Source organism: Vibrio sp. CCB-PB317 (assembly GCF_022808245.1).
Taxonomy (GTDB): Bacteria; Pseudomonadota; Gammaproteobacteria; order Enterobacterales; family Vibrionaceae; genus Vibrio; species Vibrio diabolicus.
On the sequence record NZ_JALGNU010000001.1, the window covers coordinates 1,128,037 to 1,146,883 of the forward strand.

Genomic DNA, 18,847 nt, shown 5'->3' on the forward strand with positions numbered 1-18,847 from the left:
CCAGTCATTGCGAATATCGGGTCATCTAAGTTTGTTAAATGCATAATCACGTTGCTTTTCACTACGAACTTGGTAGTTACTTGCTCCCGATGACTGGTTTTAGCCTACTATTTTGGAGATTGTATGTTCAATATGAAATGGATTTTGACATTGTGCTTATTTGTTTTTGCGCCTTTTAGCATGGCTGCGGATTCAGCCACTGACAAATATGAAGGAATTGAAATTACCGTAAATATCAACACGGCCTCTGCTGAAGAAATAGCGACCATGTTGAAAGGTATTGGTGAGAAGAAAGCGCAGAGTATCGTGGACTACCGCGAGGAGCATGGCCCTTTTAAAACGGCAGCAGATTTGAAGAGCGTAAAAGGCATTGGTGAAGCGACAGTTAAGAAAAACGAAGACCGCATTTTACTGTAGCTTGATGTATTTCAGATATTGAGTCTGAATTCAGAACAATATCTGTTTCCCTATTACTGCTTTCCCGAACCAACCCCTCTTTCGTGGTTCGGGATTTTTTAACCGAATAAACGACGGCGAAAGCCTTTTTCCATTAGAGCCATTGTTAACCCACCGAGTGCGCCAAATAAATGAGCATCAATAGCAACGTTTGCGCCGATAAGCGCAGCAGTGCTGCTTGATGGACCATAGATCTGCTCCCATGCTACTTTGGCAATAAGCCCGCCGACCAACAACAAGCTGCTTCTTCTGCTTTCAAAGACTTCTCTGAGTGCCCAGAATCCAAATAGTCCGTGTAGTACGCCAGATAATCCCACGTACACCGACATGTTGGTAAACAAATTCATTGCGCCAACAAATGCGCACAAGAGTGAGAAAACGATAAGGAAGTTGCGAGTGCTTGGACGAAAAATAAAAGTAATGATCCACAATCCTGCCAGGTTCATCCCTAAGTGCGCAAAGTTGGTATGTGTGAGATTTCCTGTTACGATTCGCCACCATTCGCCATGGCGTATATTGTAGCTGTGCCACTCGGTTAGGCTTGCCATTGGTTCGAATTGAAGTATCAAACAGATCACGCTGATAATACTCAGCAAGGTATAAAGGTTCACTCTATGTCTCGTTATTGTTCTCGTTGTGGAAAATCGCAAAAAGCGTGTATTTGCCAATGGATTGTACCGTTGGCAAGCGAGGTAGAACTTATCATTCTTCAGCACACGAGTGAAGAACATCGTCCGCTTGGTACGGCACGGATTCTCAATTTGAGTTTAGATAACTGTATTTGTCTGATAGGAGAGGACTTTTCTGGTGATGATGTCTTAAATCACTTGTTGGCGGATGAATCATATCAACATTTTGTTCTTTACCCATCGGAACAGTCACGATGCATCTCTGAAATTAATCAAGCGAGCCGTAGTGTATCTAAGAAAATACGTTTGATTTTGCTCGATGGGACGTGGAAAAAAGCGTACAAAATGTGGCAGCTTTCTAGCAATTTACATCCACTCCCAACCGTGCAATTACCGAAGCAATTACAAGGGCATTACACCATTCGTAAAGCGCCCTCTGAGAATAGCTTATCGACAGTCGAGGCAGGTTATCATTCGCTTCGCTTGCTTGAACCCGAGAGAGACTTTACACCGCTTATGCATGCCTTTGAAAAGATGATCGAATTCCAAATCGCCCAGATGCCGCCGGGCGTATTTGAAAAGAATTACTTGAAAGGTTGAGTGTTACTAAAGAACGATGGAAGAGAAAAGTTGGCGGTGTAGCTTTTGTGTGTGACCATCGGTCATTGCAGAAATGTAATCGGTGATGACTCTCATCTTATTGCTCTCGCTTTTCGCTTGGCACCACAGTTCTTTTGTATGAACAGGCAGCAAGCGCTCTGGGTCCGCTGTTAACGCTTCAAAAATGTCCATAATAATTTGCTGACCTTTATATTCAACGATCTGGACCTGCGGGACTTGGATAACAAAGGCACTGACAAAGTGCTTGAGTACGTCAAGTGCACGTGCCATTTGTGGCTCTAAACACGCATTCCAAGACAGTAATGGATTATTGAAAGGCTCATCCACCGCCTTAATTGAAATACTGGTCAGCAGGGCGTTAACCATACCACCGATGGCATCTTTCCGCTCATGATGCTTACCACTAAATAGCATCTGTCCGATGGAATCGATATGTGCTTCAAACCACGGGTCGCCACAGTCCGCTAATTGACTTGCTGCGCCTTCTTGCCATTGCTGACGTGTCACCATACCAAGCACGATTGCATCTTCTAAATCATGAACGCCGTAGGCGATATCGTCCGCTAGCTCCATGATTGAGCAATCGAGTGATTTAAAGCGCGTTTTACTGTGCTCAAACTCCGATTCTGGTTTTGAGCGCATTAAGCTAAGCAATGCCTTGTCGTTGTCAGAAAGCGGCGCAATTACCCAATCAAATAAGTCTTTGTCACAATCATAAATGCCTTTAGCTGGGCTCCAATCTTTTGCTTTTAGTTTACGTTGATGCTCAGCTGGTTGAGGCAACTTGACGGAGCGTGTTTGACTAATGAGGGCAGGGTACTTAATCAAACCAAGCAGTGTGCGGCGTGATAAATTCATTCCGAAATGCTCGGTATAAGGCTCTAACTTAGTGACGATACGAAAGGTTTGGGCGTTCCCCTCGAAGCCGCCATGTTCGCGCATTACGTAGTTTAGAGCGACTTCTCCCCCATGACCGTATGGAGGATGCCCGATATCGTGCGCCAAACATAATGAATCAATTAAGCTGTCTGATGGTAATAGATCACGGAACTCTGGTTGTTTTTTCTTTAACTGGGCGACGATACCGGTCCCGAGTTGCGACGCTTCTAAGGAGTGTGTTAACCGGCTGCGGTGAAAGTCTTCCAAGCTATTGCCGTGTACTTGGGTTTTTGCTTGTAAGCGTCGAAATGCAGCCGAGTGAAGAATGCGCGCTCGGTCTCGTTGGTACGGGCTCCGATGGTCGTCACGACGTATTTTATGCTCATCATCATGGCGCTCTTGCCATTGCGGGTGTAATTCAAACGACACGATTATCTCCGTAAGCTAACTGATTTCATCTAACGATAATTCGAAACTTGGGGCAAAGGTATTGAGGAAGTAATCCATTTCAGGCGTTCTACGTTCTTGCAAAGTGATGTCTAAGCGTTTTTTTGCCAGAGCGAACTCATGATTGCCTGCGCTTAGTTCTTCGAGACATTTTAAATAGGCACAGATGGAGTCGGCTTGCTTGACGATTTTTGCGTCCTCTTCGTGTGCAGAGTGAGAAAGAAGGTAGGGGGCAAATTCATCTTGGAACTCTTCCGGTAACATTGAGAGTAATTTTTGTTCCGCTGCCGATTCTATCTTCTTATATTCTTTGGCAATTTCAGGATTGTAATACTTCACTGGGGTTGGAAGGTCCCCCGTTAATACTTCGCTGGAGTCATGGTACATGGCAAGAATCGCGATGCGTTCTGGGTTAAGGTTGCCGCCGAACTTTTTGTTTTTAATTAGGGCAAGGGCATGAGCGACAAAAGCAACTTGTAAGCTATGCTCTGAAACGTTTTCTGGTGAGACGGACCGCATTAAAGGCCAGCGTTGGATCAGCTTCATTCGAGCCAGGTGGGCGAAAAAATGGCTTTCTTTCATGGCTTTCTCCGTTTCTGGTGTAAAAAAGGAACTCACTAGGAGTTCCTCTAAGCATATGAGAGATCAGCACTAATTACTACCAGTGATTCATTACTGGCTGTAGGTTGATAGGAATCGCTCAAAACGTCCAATGGCGATTTCTAGATCTTCAACGTGTGGCAGTGTCACGATGCGGAAATGGTCTGGTTTTGGCCAGTTGAAACCGGAACCTTGCACCAGTAAGACCTTCTCTTGTTTTAAGAAATCTAAAACCATCTGCTGATCGTTCTTGATGTTGTACATTTTTGTGTCGATTTTCGGGAAGAGGTACATCGCACCCTTAGGTTTGACACAAGAAACACCAGGAATCTGATTGATCAGTTCATACGCTCTATTGCGCTGCTCTAATAAGCGTCCGCCAGGTAAAATCAGTTCATTGATACTCTGGTATCCACCTAGCGCAGTTTGAATCGCATGTTGCATTGGTACGTTTGCACATAAACGCATCGATGAAAGCAGCTCCAAGCCATTCACGTACCCTTGAGCTAGGTGTTTAGGTCCCGTTAGGAACATCCAGCCACCACGGAAACCACAAACACGGTAGGCTTTTGAAAGGCCATTGAATGTCATGACTAGCACATCTTCAGTGAGTGTGGCGACTGAGGTATGTGTTGCACCGTCGTACAACACTTTGTCGTAGATCTCATCTGCGAAAATGATCAGTTTGTGCTGGCGTGCTATCTCAATCACTTCAAGTAGGAAGTCACGGCTGTATACCGCACCTGTCGGGTTGTTCGGGTTGATCAGAACAATGCCACGTGTCTTTGGTGTGATTTTCTTTTTGATGTCTTCAAGGTCTGGGTACCAGTCTGCACCTTCATCACATAGGTAATGAACCGGCTTACCGCCTGATAGTGCAACTGAAGCTGTCCACAACGGGTAATCAGGTGCTGGGATCAGCATTTCGTCGCCATTGTTTAATAGCGCTTGCATGGCCATCACGATCAGCTCAGACACGCCGTTACCCACATACACATCTTCGACATCTAGCGAGCGGATACCTTTACGTTGATAGTGTTGGACCACGGCTTTACGAGCAGAGTAAATGCCTTTGGAATCACAATAGCCTTGAGAAGTTGGCAGATTACGAATCACGTCGACTAAAATCTCATCAGGGGCGTCAAAACCAAATGGGGCAGGGTTACCAATGTTTAGCTTTAGGATTTTATGCCCTTCTTCCTCCATGCGCTTAGCATGTTTGAGTACAGGACCCCTAATGTCGTAGCAGACATTATCGAGTTTTGACGACATCCCGATATTTTGCATTGTATAATTCCTAAAAATTCGTTAATTTCTTTATTAAAATACAATAATTTGTTTTTTATTAGAATATATATCTGTAAATTATCTGTTTGCTGGCTAAGTTTTGCTCGTTTGCTATCACAGGATTTTGCAAAAGATCGCATACGACCTTGATTTGCTTTGGGTCTAAACTTAGAGTAGCCGTCAGTTACCATTTATCCTCACATACTACGAGGTTGATTTGTCACAGTTCCATCAAGCCGTAAAGAGAATTATCGAGCGAGTTCAGCAAGCGGAAGGCAATCAAACACGTCTGGTCGAGCCCCTGAGCGAGAAACCTAATTTCTCATTTATTGATTGGCTTGATGCACAACCACTTTTCCCTAAATTCTACTGGCAGTCCCGCGATACTCGTGAAGAGGTCGTTGCATTAGGGCAATTACACGCCTTTGTTGAGCCAGGCCCTGCTTATACCATTCTAGGTGAAGGGCAACGAGTTTGGGGCGGGCGCTCTTTTGACGGCCAGCATGAGAAGAATAGTCGCTGTATGCCTTCTTTCTTCTTTTTGCCTCAAATTGAGTTAATTCGTTTTGACCAACAGTGGTCTCTCGCAGTTAATATTTCAGAAGACAAAGCGCGAACTCTAGCTGGGTTGAATAAACTGGTTTGTGAGGTCGCGACCTTAGCTCCAATTTCGTCTCACATCTGCTCTATTGTTCATACGCCAAGTCAGCCTCAATGGAATGAGTTAGTTCATAAGGTTCTGACTGGTATAGAGAATGATGATTTTAAGAAAGTGGTTTTAGCGCGTCGCTCTACCGTGCAGCTTGATAACACATTAAGTGCTGCACAGCTACTTAAAGCAAGTTACTTAAATAACCATCATAGCTTCCATTTCATGCTGAGCTTAGACAGTAAGCACAGTTTTATGGGGTCTACGCCAGAACGTTTGTATTCTCGCGTAGGGCATGAGCTACATACCGAAGCGTTAGCAGGTACGATTGGTCGGGGAGACAATGCCACTCAAGATATGGAGTTGGCGAATTGGTTATCCCAAGACCAAAAGAACCTGAACGAAAACCAGTATGTGGTGGACGACATCATTGACCGTCTATCACCGCATTCTGAAATGGTTGAAGTGGAAGCTGAACCGAGTTTGGTCAGACTACGAAAAGTGCAGCACCTTAAGCGAAATATTCACGCTAGTCTAAGAGCGGGGATAAATGGTGTTCAGTTGTTATCGGCGCTTCAGCCAACAGCGGCGGTTGCTGGCTTACCCCGACAAGAGTCCATGCAGTTTATTCTTGATAATGAGCCCTTTGCACGCGGCTGGTACGCGGGGTCAATGGGTTACATAAGCCATGAACGAGCAGAGTTTTGTGTCGCGATCAGAAGCGCGCTTGTTCTCGGTGACCAAGTACAACTGTTTGCGGGCGCAGGTATTGTGCCAGGTTCTGTGGCAGAGCATGAGTGGGCGGAACTTGATAAGAAAATGTCGACGTTGCTCACGCTGATTTCTGATCACCCCCCGTTGGGAGTCGCATCATGAATCATGACCAAGCGGTGCTCAATCGAATTTGGTCAGAAACCATATTGATTGAGCTTCAGCGATTTGGCGTTAAGCATGTTTGTATCGCTCCTGGCTCTCGTTCTACTCCTTTAACTTTAGAGGTGGCAGAACGGTCCAATGTTTCTATTCATACTCACTTTGATGAGCGTGGTCTCGGCTTTATGGCTCTTGGTTTAGCGAAAGCTACTCAAGAGCCAGTGGCAATCATCGTTACCTCTGGTACGGCAGTGGCGAACTTATTACCAGCCGTTGCGGAGGCTAGGCTTACTGGTGAAAAGCTGGTGCTGCTCACTGCGGATCGTCCGATGGAGCTCGTTGGCTGTGGCGCAAACCAAGCGATTAACCAGTTGGGTATTTTTTCACATCATGTCTCGGCCAGCTTGAATTTACCAAGCCCAACTTTAACAACATCGCTTAATTGGTTGCTGACCTCTGTTGACGAAGTGATGTTTACTCAGCAGCTGCAAGGCAGTGCTGTTCATATTAACTGTGCATTTCCAGAACCTTTGTATTCCAATGGTGCAAAAGCGGATTATCAAACCTACTTAGACTCGGTAGCCGGATGGCGAAAAGGAAGTGGTAGTTATACCCAGCGTTTTAGCCACTTGTCACAGGCGAAAATCCCGTCTTGTGCGGATAAAAAAGGCTTGGTTGTGATTGGCAGCTTACCGCTTGAACAAGCGAAGTCGGCGCAGGCATTTGCACAAAAGATGGGATGGCCAGTACTTGCAGACCCGCAAAGTGGTCTCAGTTCGGATTGGGCGCATTACGATGTATGGCTTCAACTTCCCGAGTTCGCAAACGAGCTTGAATCTTGTGAACTTATTATCCAATTTGGTAGCCGAATCATCTCCAAACGTTTGAACCAGTGGATTGATAAACAAGTTTCGCAGAGTCAACAAGATAAAGACGTTCAATACTGGTATATCTCGCCGCGTATGGACCGTAATAACCAAAATCATCTGGCGCAAATGCACTGGGTCGAGCTTCCTCAAACTTGGATTTCTCGCATTAGCTTTGAGAAGCCAATATTTGCTGGGTGGGCTGATAGGTTAGCGAATGGAGTTAAGCGAGTTCATCAACGTATCGAAGAAGCTTTCCTATCTGATTCAGCGTCTGCCATTGACGAAATTGCGTTGGCAGCAGACATCAACGAGCGCACTAAAAACGCTGATGTCTTTTTGGGTAACAGTTTGTTTGTTCGACTTGTCGATATGTACGGCAAACTTGATGATGTAGAAGTGTTCACTAACCGAGGCGCGTCAGGAATTGACGGTTTGTTTGCTACCGCATCAGGTGTGCAGCGAGCAAGAGGTAATCCGTTACTGATGTATATTGGTGACACATCAGCACTGTATGATCTCAATTCACTAGCGCTGTTTTCTCACAATAAATTGCCGACGGTACTTGTGGTCACAAACAATGATGGTGGCGCAATTTTCGATATGTTACCGGTGCCTCAGGAGCATCGCACTGCGTACTACCAAATGCCCCACGGTTATCAGTTTGAACATGCAGCCAAACAGTTTGGTTTAAAGTATGAGAAGCCAACTACGTTAGAAATGTATCAAGCAATGGTTGCCGAGCACCTGTCGAGCGGTCAAGGCACACTGCTGGTGGAAGTTCAAACCCCACCAAGTCAAGCCGCAGAGTTGATAAAGGCATTTAATAAGAGCCTGCATGCTTCACTCTGAGCGTCTCTCTTCAACTGAAAAACACCAAAGTGGTGATCTTCCCACTCTGGTGTTTTTGCATGGCTTTTTAGGAAGTGGTGCTGATTGGCAAGCTTGTTTGGATGAGCTGACTCGGTTTGAACGAATTGTTATAGACCTTCCTGGTCATGGTCGTAGCCAGTTTACAAAGTGCAACGATCTCGATGATTGCTGCAAACTTCTTAATTCCACACTATCTTTATTATTTCCTCCGCAACAACCACTTATTTTGATTGGTTACTCGATGGGCGGCCGTATTGCGATGCATGGTATTGCCAATCAATGCTTCTCAGATCTCAATATTGTGGGCGCAATTGTTGAAGGGGGAAACTTCGGGCTTCAAACTGAGTCAGAGAAACAGGTGAGATTGGAGAATGATGCTCGCTGGGCAAAGCGTTTCAAAACAGAACCACTTGAACGTGTTTTGAACGATTGGTATCAGCAAGCGGTGTTTTCTTCACTAAACCATGAGCAAAGACAAACATTAATTGCGAAGCGAAGTGATAATCTTGGCTCGGCGGTCGCGAGCATGCTGATGGCAACATCGTTAGCCAAGCAGGCGTATTTGTTGCCCACACTGAAAAAGCAGAATATACCGATGTATTACTTGTGTGGCGCGAAAGACCAAAAATTTAGCCAACTGGCACAACGTAGCGGGTTGGCGTATCGACAAGTTGAAGGCGCAGGACATAACGTTCATCAAGAGCAGCCCCAACAATTTGCGATGCATATTAAGCAAATAATTCAATCTCACTTTGGTGAGAGTAACGAGAACAATGGGAATCACCATGGCTAAAACAGTAGGCATTTCTGAAGAAGAACTTTACGCTCCGGTTCAATGGAAAGATTGCAGCGAGAAATACGAGGATATTCACTACCATAAATCTGAAGATGGTATCGCGAAAATTACCATTGCACGCCCACAAGTGCGTAATGCATTCCGCCCTCAAACAGTAAAAGAGATGATTGATGCGTTGGCAGATGCGCGTTATGACTCTGGTGTTGGCGTGATCATTCTGACAGGTCTAGGTGAAGACGCATTCTGTTCTGGCGGCGACCAGAAGATCCGTGGCGACTACGGCGGCTATAAAGATGAGCAAGGTACACACCACCTAAACGTATTGGACTTCCAACGCGATATTCGAACTTGTCCAAAACCTGTGATCGCATCAGTTGCCGGCTGGGCTGTTGGCGGCGGTCATGTACTGCACATGATGTGTGACCTAACAATTGCAGCGGACAACGCACAGTTTGGTCAAACGGGCCCTAAAGTAGGTTCATTTGATGGTGGTTGGGGCGCGTCTTACATGGCTCGTATCGTAGGCCAGAAGAAAGCTCGCGAAATCTGGTTCCTATGTCGTTTCTATAACGCGCAAGAAGCGTTAGACATGGGCTTGGTCAACACGGTTGTGCCGCTAGAAGAGCTAGAGAAAGAAACTGTTCGTTGGTGTCGTGAAGTTCTTCAGCATAGTCCAATGGCGCTACGCTGCCTGAAAGCTGCATTGAATGCGGACTGTGATGGTCAAGCAGGTCTTCAAGAGCTTGCGGGTAACGCAACGATGATGTTCTACATGACCGATGAAGGCCAAGAAGGTCGTAACGCATTCAACGAGAAACGTCGCCCAGACTTCGACAAATTCCCTCGTAACCCATAATCCGTATAAAAAGAGGAGTGTTTCAGCTCCTCTGTTCCATTTTTCCTGAGCGCCTCGCCCTCTGGGAGGCTGGTGGGATTGCTCGCCAGAACGCTCAAATATACGGCATTACATAGGACTCGAATTATGCGTGAAGCGAAAATTTATCGTTATAGCTTGCCCATGGATAGTGGTGTCATCCTGCGAGACAATAAGCTAACAGAACGTGTTGGTTATGTTGTCGCGCTTTCTGAAGGTGACCAAATAGGGCTTGGAGAAGTCGCTCCTCTTCCTGGTTTTAGTTTAGAGAGCACCGAAGATGCTGGTATTCAGCTACAAGAACAAGCGGAGCGTTGGGTAGCAGGATTGGATGTGGATTACGCCAACATGTATCCATCGGTCGCGTTTGGTTTATCGATGGCACAGTTAGAGTTAGCTGGTGGCTTACCCCAACAAGGTAAGTATCAAACAGCGCCGCTGTGTACTGGTGACCCAGACGAGCTCATTCCAAAGCTGAACGAAATGGAAGGCGAGAAAGTCGCGAAAGTAAAAGTCGGGCTTTATGAGCCAATTCGCGATGGCATGCTTGTGAACCTTTTCCTTGAATCTATCCCTCAATTAACGCTTCGACTTGATGCAAACCGCGCTTGGACACCAGAAAAAGCGCAACAGTTTGCTAAATACATTACTCCGTCTCTGCGTCAGCGCATTACCTTTTTGGAAGAGCCGTGCCGCTCTCCTGGCGATAGTCTCTCTTTTGCTATCAATACTGGTATTGCGATTGCTTGGGATGAAACGTTGCAAGATGCGGTTCGTCGAGAGGATTTCCGTCTTGAAGATCTAACTGGTGTGAAAACGATCATCATCAAACCCACACTCATTGGTTCGGTCGATTTTTGTATTACACTGATAGAGAAGGCGAAGTCACTGGGGATGAAAGCGGTTATTAGCTCGAGCATTGAATCCAGTCTCGGTTTAACGCAATTAGCGCGCTTTGCCCAATGGCAGCTGCCTGATGAAGTTCCAGGTTTGGATACGATTGGCCTATTCAAAGCTCAGTTAGAGCAAGGCTGGCCTAAGTGTGAACTTCCCGTTCTTCCTCTGAAAGATCAGGAGATTGTGTGGCATTCTGCATAGATAATGTTGCGAAGGCACCGTGGAAATATTGGGCTCAAACGAGCCCTTTTTCTATTGCACTCAAGACACCAACAGAAACATTAAACTGGCAACAACTCTCAGTACGTATTGACCAATACGCTCACTATTTGAATGACTTGGGCGTAACGCGGGGAGATGTGCTGACTTTGGTAGGTAAAAACCAAGTCGAAACTCTGCTGTTTTATCTTGCTTCCAAGCAGTTAGGCGCACTTGCTGCGCTGACCATGGTACAACCACTCGATACGCTACAGAGTAAACTTGCGACCCTTTATAAACCTGAACAAACTCGGTTTATCTGGTTTGCTCAGGAGTGCGCTTCGACCTTTTCTGAACATGATATACAAAAACTCAAGGCAACATTGCTTTCACCGCCTGTAGTATCACAGCAAGAGAGTGACTCGTTGACTGAAGATAGCTATCATCATGACCGGCTCGCTTCAGTAGTATTTACTTCTGGCTCTACAGGGGAGCCTAAAGCTGTGGTTCATACACATCGACAACACCTTGCATCCGCAGAAGGCTTGTTGCAAGAGTTCATTTTCACTCAGCAAGATTCTTGGCTATTGTCGCTTCCGCTTTATCACGTCTCTGGATTGGCGATTGTATATCGTTGGCTATATGTCGGAGCGACATTGAAAATCGGTACAGGAAAACTTGTCGAAGATATTCAGGGCGTGTCACACGCATCTTTGGTTGCCACGCAGCTCAAACGGCTATTGGATGATGATGCTCACTTGTCATTGACGCATGTGCTATTGGGCGGCAGCCACGTTGCTCACGAGTTGGCGTTGCGAGCAACAGGACGAGGGATTGAGGCGTGGTTAGGTTATGGGATGACGGAAGCAGCCTCTACCGTTACCGCAAAGAGAATTGACAGTATCAGTAATGCTGGACACGTATTGAATCATCGTAAGATAAAGTTGGTTGACCAACGCATTTTTGTCGGTGGTAAAACATTAGCGGCAGGGTATTTTCATCAAGGTCATGTTACTCCGTTTCTGGATGAGAAAGGCTGGTTCGATAGCAAGGATCTCGGTGAGTGGCAAGGTGACGAGTTAAAGATCATCGGCCGTGCCGACAATCAATTTATCTCTGGTGGTGAGAACATTCATTGTGAAGAGATTGAGGCAGCATTGAACCAAATTGATGGCGTGGTGCAGAGCATAGTGGTTCCAGTCGAAGATGCGGAATTTGGTCATCGCCCTGTTGCTGTGATTCAGACCAATGATTTGCGCAGCAAAGCGGAATATGACCTGCATTTGCAACCCAAATTAGAGAAGTTTAAATGGCCAGTGGAATACCATTTAATGCCACAAGTGCTACTAGAAAGTGGGATCAAGGTTTCTCGGAAGGCAGTGAAGGAGTGGCTATTGCCATCAATTCAGCATTAGTCAATTTTGCTATGTATTAGTCAGAAAGGGAATTTCGTATCCTTATAACTCTGAATCATAATTATGCTTCTTCGAAGAGAGAAAAGGCATAAAGTTCAGGATGGTAAAGCTAGTATTAATTACGGCGGTAGCACTACAAATTGGTATTGCAATAAGCAGTGAAGGGCTCGCCCGCTCTCTTGCAGAGCTGACGGCCTTTTTGATCGCTATCGCATTGGTTGTTACATACAAAAACAGCAAACTTGAGCCGTCGTCATCTCAACACGATGAGAAGACCACTAATATCTAAACAATAACCAACTTAGAGAAGTGGTTGAAATTAACACCCACAGAGTTACACCAAACAACAGTGGCTTAGCTCCAGCAGACCTCAGCTTCGAAATTGAAATGCTGCAACCAATCAGGAACAGACACACCACCAAAGCTTGTTTCGCTCCAACGAAAATACCGTGATAGACCATTTCAAATTGAGGGAAGAAGTCGCTAAACGCGATGGCTGCACAGTACCAAAAAATGAAATAAGGAATAACTAACTTTTTCGTTCCATTCTCTTTCTGGTCTCTCGAAAAGATCACGGCACTGATCAGTGCAACAGGGATGATCCACAAAGCTCGTGCGAGTTTTAACGTTGTTGCTGTAGTTAGTGCTTCTTCACCGTACGCTGAGGCAGCCCCAACAACAGAAGAAGTGTCATGAATAGCAATCGCGGCCCATGTACCAAATGTGTGTTGATCTAGCCCTAAAGCATGCCCAACCACAGGAAACACGAATAGTGCGATGGAGTTTAGGACAAATACCGTTGCCAGTGCTAATCCAATCTGTTCGTCTTTTGCTTTAATCGCTGGTGCCACCGCGGCAATTGCACTACCACCACAAATTGCTGTACCTGACGAGATTAAGTATGCGGTTACTCGCTCCAACTTAATTATTCTGGCAATGATAGTGCCTATGATCAGTGTGCCCGTAATCGTGGCGATAATCAGACCGATACCATCCGATGTAACAGAGAGTGCTTGCTCAAAGTTGATGCCAAAGCCTAAACCAATAATCGAGTAGGACAACAGCTTTTTAGTAAAAGAAGCAATGGGCAGTTCTGAAGGCACAAAACCAAAACTTGCGAGTAGAAAACCAATAACTAGGGCAATAGGAGAGGAGACAAAAGGGGTTAAGCAAAAGAGTAACGCCAATCCAAACAAGAGGTAGTTTCTATTCAAGGTTTTTATTCGCTGTTGTGAATGAAAGCGCGAGTATATCGCACTGAGTGTGGTCAGTTTGTCTTAATGATTTGAACACATGTTCAGTTATTCTAAACATGTGTTCAAATGTATTTTTATCGCCAGTCGCCTCTGAGTTGATGCACTCTATCGAACATCGTTTTTGCCGTTGCTTCATTTGGTGGAACCGGCTGTCCGGCTTCAATTTCTAGCTTTGACCAAAATCGAGTTGGTAAGCCACAACATGCTCGGCCTTTCGCGCGGCTGAAATAGCTTCCCCATAAGCCTTTGAGTGCCACGGGTATGACAGGTACCGGGCTGCGACGCAGAATAATATCAATGCCACGCATGAATTCATTCATTTCACCGTCTGAGGTTAATTTCCCCTCAGGGAAAATACAGACAATATGTCCTTCGCTTAATGCGGTTTCTACATCATTAAATGCACGCCTGATGGAGTTTCTGTTACTCGCTGAAATTGGAATTACCCCAGTTCTGCGTAAAAAGCGTCTTAGTGGAGGTAGGTTGGCGTAATCTTCCTCCATCACAAAACGAATCAACCTTGGGCATACTGCGCTAAGTAGCAAGGCGTCCATATAGCTCACGTGATTACATACGATTAATGCACCGCCTTGTTCTGGCAAGTTATGTAGGTTTTTATGTTTCACTCGATAAATAGTGTGAGTTAGCATCCAAACCACAAAACGGACAACGAATATCGGTATTTGCAAAAAAATGTAAGCAGCGACCAAGAAATTCAAAATGGCTAACAATGCAAACAACTGAGGAATTGTCATCTTGATGACACTCAGGCACACAATACCTAAGACAGCACTGCCGACCATAAACAGAGAGTTAAAGATGTTGAGCCCTGCGATGACTTGTGCGCGCTCGGTTTCCTTTGCTCTATGTTGCATTAATGCGTAAAGCGGTACGATAAACAGCCCGCCAGAGGCGCCAATCATCAATAGATAGAAAAATAATGGCCAAAAAGGCTCATATCTAAAGAAGTCTACAAAGTTATGGAAGATAGGTAGGTCACTTGGAATGGAGGTTGCCATCAAGTACCCAAATACCGTAATGCCAAGTGCGCCAATAGGCACAATACCGACTTCGATACGATGATTTGAGATCCAATTGCAAAGTAGCGACCCCAGCGCGATACCAATGGAAAACAGAGCTAGCAAGAAAGACACCGCACTCTCGGTGCCATTTAAGTAAATCTTGGTGAAATTCGGGAACTGGGTTAGATAGGCGGCGCCTAAAAACCAAAACCAGCTTATCGCCATAATACATTGAAAAACAACACGATCTGATTTTGCGATGGATAGCGTGTGTTTAGTTTGTTTGTACGGTTGCCAACGAAAAGAAAGATTAGGTGCGCTGGCGGCTGCAAAGGGTATTGAGCGGCTCGACAAATATCCCAATAATGCAAAGAGTACGACACAAAATGCGGCAAGGTATTTTGCGTTGTCTGCTGAGGCGATAATTCCAGCACCTAGGGTACCAATAAGGATGGCGATAAAGGTACCAGCTTCAACAAGGGCGTTGCCTGGCACTAACTCTTTTGCGTTTAATTTTTGGGGCAAAAGGGCATATTTAACCGGTCCAAAGAATGCTGACTGTGTGCCCATTAAGAACAGTAGCAGCAAAAGCACACCATAACTTTCGGTTATAAAACCAATGGCGCCCAAAAGCATGATGGCGATTTCAAACAGCTTTACCTTGCGAATAAACCATGATTTTTCATATTTATCGGCTAATACGCCAGCTGAAGCGGAGAATAGAAAGAACGGTAGAATGAACAAGCCAGCCGCTAAATTGATGAACAAGTTGCTCGAAATAGGTAGTGCGCTGGATCCCGCGAAGGCGACAAACAGCAGCAAAACGTTTTTAAAAATATTGTCGTTGAAAGCGCCAAAAAACTGAGTAATGAAATAGGGTAGGAACTTTCTTTGTGTAAGTAAGGACGGCTGTCTGTCGGACGACATGGATAATCCTTTGTTACCAGTTTGTGAGGTAGTTAGAAAGCAGGTTACTGATTAATTCTTTACCATCAATTGGTTCACTAGAGAAAAATTTATCATCAACACTGAGTAAAGTAATACCGTGTACGCCAGACCAAAGCACTCGACTTGCTTGAATCACTTCGGACTCGGTACGATGTGGTGCGATTTGAGCCAATAGTGACTCCAGCATTCCTGTCATCCCGTCGATACGTTTGGCATGCCATTCTGGAAGTTCTGCACCATTCATGTTGTGCTCGAACACTAACTGCCAACGGTAAGGGTGCTTTTGAGCGAAATCGTGGTAGCAATAAGCCAGCTCAAATAGAGCTTGATGAGCGTCTTTACTGCTATTGGTCGCCTTCAGTGCTTCTTGGGAGAGTTCGTCTAAAGTTTGCGCGACTACGTGTAAAAGTAACAGGTTATAGTTGCCAAAAATGTTGACTAATGTGCTTGGCACGTAACCAATCATGTTAGCGATTTTACGAAGACTGAGTTCGTGGTAAGAATTCTCATCTAAAAAGTTTTTGACTGTTGTTAAAGTCAAATTCACTAACTCTTCTCTGGTGTGATCGTTTCTGCGCGCCATACTCTCAAACTGCTTTATTGAACATCGTTCAATATGATAGTCAGCTACCTATTAACCGTCAACAAGGCAATATACTCAAGTGACGTCAAGGTCCAGGATTCTGAGCTGTGTCACTGATTCTAATTCAAGTAAAACATCCCCGAGTAGTAGCGAGTTCATTCCCAGCATTTCTAAACGAACCAAATATCTCGAAGTTAACCGAGAGCAGTCTGTATCTTTGGCAATATTCTGATACATGTCAGCTTCTGTAAGCTGTTTTCATCAACAGGCATACAGAGTATGATGACGTAACAATCATCTTTGGCGTGCTACTGTTTGAAACAATCGTTGTTTCGTCTGATAGAGCACAATCTTAGATAGCTAACTTTAAGGATAACGATGAAACGTTTATTTTCTATTGTTGCTCTGTTGATGTTTACCGTTGCTGTAACGCCTATCGCGGAAGCGAAGAAGTTTGGTGGCAGTAAGTCTTTCGGTAAGAGCTACAAAACAGCGCCAGCACCAAAACAACAGCAACAAAACACCAATACGGTCGGCAAAGATCAGACGGCGAAGTCTTCAAGTAAAAAAGGCTTAATGGGTGGTCTGCTAGGCGGACTTCTTGCTGGTGGTCTACTTGCTGCATTCTTTGGCGGTGCTTTTGAAGGTATCCAGTTTATGGATATCTTAATTATTGGTTTGATTGCCTTTGTCATCTTTAAATTAATGCGCGGTATGCTAGGTGCGAAGCAAGGCAGTATGAACCAGCATCGCCAGCAACCTGCATTTGGTGGTAACGCATCTAAGTTTGAGCAACCAAACATGCAAAACTTTGAGCAACAGCCAAACACAAATAATGGTGGCTTTGGTGGTTTCGGCGCTCAAACGGACGTACCACATAACTACCCACCGGGCTTTGACCAAGCAGCGTTCATTAACGGCTCTCGTGAACACTACCGAATCCTGCAAGGAGCGTGGAATCACAATCAACTGGAAACCATTGAAGAATATGTTTCTCCAAGCTTGTTTGAAGATCTGAAAGCAGAGCGCGCGAAGCTCGACGGTGAGCAGCATACTGATGTAATGTACGTTGATGCAGAGATCGTCCGTGCCGATTACGATGCAAATAAAGCACAGCTTAGCCTGCAGTTTAGCGGTCGTTACCGTGACACAGTAGAAGGTGTTGAAGAAGAAATCGAAGATATCTGGCACCTAGAGCGTGACCTGACTGTGCCTAATGCACCATGGTTAATCGTTGGTATTCAAGGCTAGTCACCTTTAAACCAATTTAGTCACTAATAAAAATCCCGCCCCCCCTGCGGGATTTTTTGTATCTGTCGTTTGTATTTACGAAAGGTGTTTTTATAAAACCTGCCAGATGGAGACTTCATCATGGCTCGCGCTTAACTCTGCCGAATATCTTTTTGCTAGTCAGTCCTCAAGTGTTTTACTGAATGTTTTTAGCATTCACATTATGGTCATTGCGATAAAACAAGGACAAAGTGCTAGTTCATTGTTTGTATTACAACGACCAGATCCGAACTTTGGCCATCGGAGATTCGCTTCGGCCCAGTTGTTAAAGTAGGATCCAAACAGAGGTAGAATAGCGAAGAAGTTGGGTTAAATAAGGAAGGGCTTGTTACTTTACTTTATCAAGAGTCCGAAACGAAAAAAGCCAGCTCAATGAGCTGGCTTTTTCAATATGGTGGAGGGGGACGGATTCGAACCATCGAAGGCAGTGCCGGCAGATTTACAGTCTGCTCCCTTTGGCCACTCGGGAACCCCTCCAGGGTGTTTTATACTTAAAAGATAGTTTCCCAACCTAACTTCCAAGTTGTTCTTATGTTTAAAGGAAAAACACAAGAAAGAATATGGTGGAGGGGGACGGATTCGAACCATCGAAGGCAGTGCCGGCAGATTTACAGTCTGCTCCCTTTGGCCACTCGGGAACCCCTCCAGGGTGTTTTATACTTAAAAGATAGTTTCCCAACCTAACTTCCAAGTTGTTCTTATGTTTAAAGGAAAAACACAAGAAAGAATATGGTGGAGGGGGACGGATTCGAACCATCGAAGGCAGTGCCGGCAGATTTACAGTCTGCTCCCTTTGGCCACTCGGGAACCCCTCCAGGGTGTTTTATACTTAAAAGATAGTTTCCCAACCTAACTTCCAAGTTGTTCTTATGTTTAAAGGAAAAACACAAGAAAGAATATGGTGGAGGGGGACGGATTCGAACCATCGAAGGCAGTGCCGGCAGATTTACAGTCTGCTCCCTTTGGCCACTCGGGAACCCCTCCAGGGTGTTTTATACTTAAAAGATAGTTTCCCAACCTAACTTCCAAGTTGTTCTTATGTTTAAAGGAAAAACACAAGAAAGAATATGGTGGAGGGGGACGGATTCGAACCATCGAAGGCAGTGCCGGCAGATTTACAGTCTGCTCCCTTTGGCCACTCGGGAACCCCTCCAGGGTGTTTTATACTTAAAAGATAGTTTCCCAACCTAACTTCCAAGTTGTTCTTATGTTTAAAGGAAAAACACAAGAAAGAATATGGTGGAGGGGGACGGATTCGAACCATCGAAGGCAGTGCCGGCAGATTTACAGTCTGCTCCCTTTGGCCACTCGGGAACCCCTCCAGAGGATTTTTATACTTAGCAAGATGTTTTCCCAACTCATCTCCCAAGTGCGGAGCGAATCATAGC

At 45.2% G+C, this 18,847-nt stretch carries 17 protein-coding genes and 6 tRNA genes; 10 read left to right on the forward strand and 13 right to left on the reverse strand.

Annotated elements, in window-relative coordinates:
* The first annotated feature begins 132 nt into the window (after window positions 1–132).
* Window positions 133–417 (forward strand): ComEA family DNA-binding protein, encoded by a 285-nt coding sequence (locus tag MTR11_RS05305; RefSeq protein ID WP_031780151.1) that lies wholly within the window; start codon window positions 133–135, stop codon window positions 415–417.
* Window positions 418–515: 98 nt separating this feature from the next.
* Here the strand turns inward: MTR11_RS05305 and rrtA are convergent, their stop codons facing one another.
* The gene (gene rrtA, locus MTR11_RS05310) at window positions 516–1,067 is read right to left on the reverse strand and encodes a rhombosortase (RefSeq protein ID WP_005390532.1); all 552 of its coding nucleotides are present in this window, start codon (window positions 1,065–1,067) and stop codon (window positions 516–518) included.
* Between the two features lie 3 nt (window positions 1,068–1,070).
* Between rrtA and MTR11_RS05315 the strand changes: the two genes are divergently transcribed.
* Window positions 1,071–1,685 carry a tRNA-uridine aminocarboxypropyltransferase gene (locus MTR11_RS05315; protein ID WP_005390535.1) on the forward strand — a complete coding sequence of 205 codons (615 nt, stop codon included), beginning with the start codon at window positions 1,071–1,073 and terminating at the stop codon, window positions 1,683–1,685.
* A gap of 6 nt (window positions 1,686–1,691) precedes the next feature.
* Here MTR11_RS05315 and MTR11_RS05320 read toward each other — a convergent pair whose 3' ends face one another.
* The 3 genes from MTR11_RS05320 to MTR11_RS05330 form a co-directional block, all read right to left on the reverse strand.
* Window positions 1,692–3,014: an anti-phage deoxyguanosine triphosphatase gene (locus MTR11_RS05320; RefSeq protein ID WP_243327099.1), complete on the reverse strand. Its 1,323-nt coding sequence runs from the start codon at window positions 3,012–3,014 to the stop codon at window positions 1,692–1,694.
* 15 nt (window positions 3,015–3,029) lie between these two features.
* Complete coding sequence (gene yfbR, locus MTR11_RS05325) at window positions 3,030–3,614, reverse strand: 5'-deoxynucleotidase (protein WP_031780152.1); 585 nt, start codon at window positions 3,612–3,614, stop codon at window positions 3,030–3,032.
* A 90-nt stretch (window positions 3,615–3,704) separates the two neighbouring features.
* On the reverse strand, window positions 3,705–4,919 hold the full coding sequence (locus MTR11_RS05330) for a pyridoxal phosphate-dependent aminotransferase (RefSeq protein WP_005390543.1): 1,215 nt from the start codon (window positions 4,917–4,919) through the stop codon (window positions 3,705–3,707).
* 217 nt (window positions 4,920–5,136) lie between these two features.
* Between MTR11_RS05330 and MTR11_RS05335 the strand changes: the two genes are divergently transcribed.
* The 7 genes from MTR11_RS05335 (at window position 5,137) to MTR11_RS05365 (ending at window position 12,649) form a co-directional block, all read left to right on the forward strand.
* Entirely contained in the window at window positions 5,137–6,444 is a 1,308-nt protein-coding gene (locus tag MTR11_RS05335; RefSeq protein WP_243327100.1) for an isochorismate synthase MenF, read from the forward strand.
* The gene (gene menD, locus MTR11_RS05340) at window positions 6,441–8,159 is read left to right on the forward strand and encodes a 2-succinyl-5-enolpyruvyl-6-hydroxy-3-cyclohexene-1-carboxylic-acid synthase (protein WP_006743249.1); all 1,719 of its coding nucleotides are present in this window, start codon (window positions 6,441–6,443) and stop codon (window positions 8,157–8,159) included. Before MTR11_RS05335 ends, menD begins: the two co-directional genes overlap by 4 nt.
* The gene (menH, locus tag MTR11_RS05345) at window positions 8,146–8,973 is read left to right on the forward strand and encodes a 2-succinyl-6-hydroxy-2,4-cyclohexadiene-1-carboxylate synthase (protein WP_243327101.1); all 828 of its coding nucleotides are present in this window, start codon (window positions 8,146–8,148) and stop codon (window positions 8,971–8,973) included. The genes menD and menH overlap by 14 nt, the downstream gene beginning before the upstream one ends.
* The gene (gene menB, locus MTR11_RS05350; RefSeq protein ID WP_005390550.1) at window positions 8,966–9,832 is read left to right on the forward strand and encodes a 1,4-dihydroxy-2-naphthoyl-CoA synthase; all 867 of its coding nucleotides are present in this window, start codon (window positions 8,966–8,968) and stop codon (window positions 9,830–9,832) included. Before menH ends, menB begins: the two co-directional genes overlap by 8 nt.
* A 126-nt stretch (window positions 9,833–9,958) precedes the next feature.
* The gene (gene menC, locus MTR11_RS05355; RefSeq protein WP_005390552.1) at window positions 9,959–10,948 is read left to right on the forward strand and encodes an o-succinylbenzoate synthase; all 990 of its coding nucleotides are present in this window, start codon (window positions 9,959–9,961) and stop codon (window positions 10,946–10,948) included.
* Window positions 10,933–12,360 carry an o-succinylbenzoate--CoA ligase gene (menE, locus tag MTR11_RS05360; RefSeq protein WP_243327102.1) on the forward strand — a complete coding sequence of 476 codons (1,428 nt, stop codon included), beginning with the start codon at window positions 10,933–10,935 and terminating at the stop codon, window positions 12,358–12,360. Before menC ends, menE begins: the two co-directional genes overlap by 16 nt.
* 100 nt (window positions 12,361–12,460) lie before the next feature.
* On the forward strand, window positions 12,461–12,649 hold the full coding sequence (locus MTR11_RS05365; RefSeq protein ID WP_012842016.1) for a hypothetical protein: 189 nt from the start codon (window positions 12,461–12,463) through the stop codon (window positions 12,647–12,649).
* Here the strand turns inward: MTR11_RS05365 and MTR11_RS05370 are convergent.
* From MTR11_RS05370 to MTR11_RS05380, 3 genes are all read right to left on the reverse strand, one after another.
* Window positions 12,639–13,574, reverse strand: coding sequence for a YeiH family protein (locus MTR11_RS05370; protein ID WP_006743254.1), 936 nt, complete (start codon window positions 13,572–13,574; stop codon window positions 12,639–12,641). The two genes, MTR11_RS05365 and MTR11_RS05370, sit on opposite strands and share 11 nt — an antisense overlap.
* Window positions 13,575–13,690: 116 nt before the next feature.
* Window positions 13,691–15,565: an MFS transporter gene (locus MTR11_RS05375; RefSeq protein WP_046874204.1), complete on the reverse strand. Its 1,875-nt coding sequence runs from the start codon at window positions 15,563–15,565 to the stop codon at window positions 13,691–13,693.
* A 13-nt stretch (window positions 15,566–15,578) separates the two neighbouring features.
* Window positions 15,579–16,169, reverse strand: a complete 591-nt coding sequence (locus MTR11_RS05380; protein ID WP_006743255.1) for a TetR/AcrR family transcriptional regulator — start codon at window positions 16,167–16,169, stop codon at window positions 15,579–15,581.
* 378 nt (window positions 16,170–16,547) lie between these two features.
* Between MTR11_RS05380 and MTR11_RS05385 the strand changes: the two genes are divergently transcribed.
* Entirely contained in the window at window positions 16,548–17,420 is an 873-nt protein-coding gene (locus MTR11_RS05385) for a Tim44 domain-containing protein (RefSeq protein ID WP_046874203.1), read from the forward strand.
* A gap of 431 nt (window positions 17,421–17,851) precedes the next feature.
* On the opposite strand, the gene MTR11_RS05390 is transcribed toward MTR11_RS05385, so the two are convergent.
* The 6 genes from MTR11_RS05390 to MTR11_RS05415 form a co-directional block, all read right to left on the reverse strand.
* A tRNA-Tyr gene (locus MTR11_RS05390) sits at window positions 17,852–17,936 on the reverse strand.
* 84 nt (window positions 17,937–18,020) lie between these two features.
* Window positions 18,021–18,105: transfer RNA gene (locus MTR11_RS05395), tRNA-Tyr, on the reverse strand.
* Window positions 18,106–18,189: 84 nt separating this feature from the next.
* A tRNA-Tyr gene (locus MTR11_RS05400) sits at window positions 18,190–18,274 on the reverse strand.
* Between the two features lie 84 nt (window positions 18,275–18,358).
* A tRNA-Tyr gene (locus MTR11_RS05405) sits at window positions 18,359–18,443 on the reverse strand.
* Window positions 18,444–18,527: 84 nt separating this feature from the next.
* Window positions 18,528–18,612, reverse strand: a tRNA-Tyr gene (locus MTR11_RS05410).
* Window positions 18,613–18,696: 84 nt separating this feature from the next.
* Window positions 18,697–18,781 (reverse strand) — tRNA-Tyr (locus MTR11_RS05415).
* Window positions 18,782–18,847: the final 66 nt, after the last annotated feature.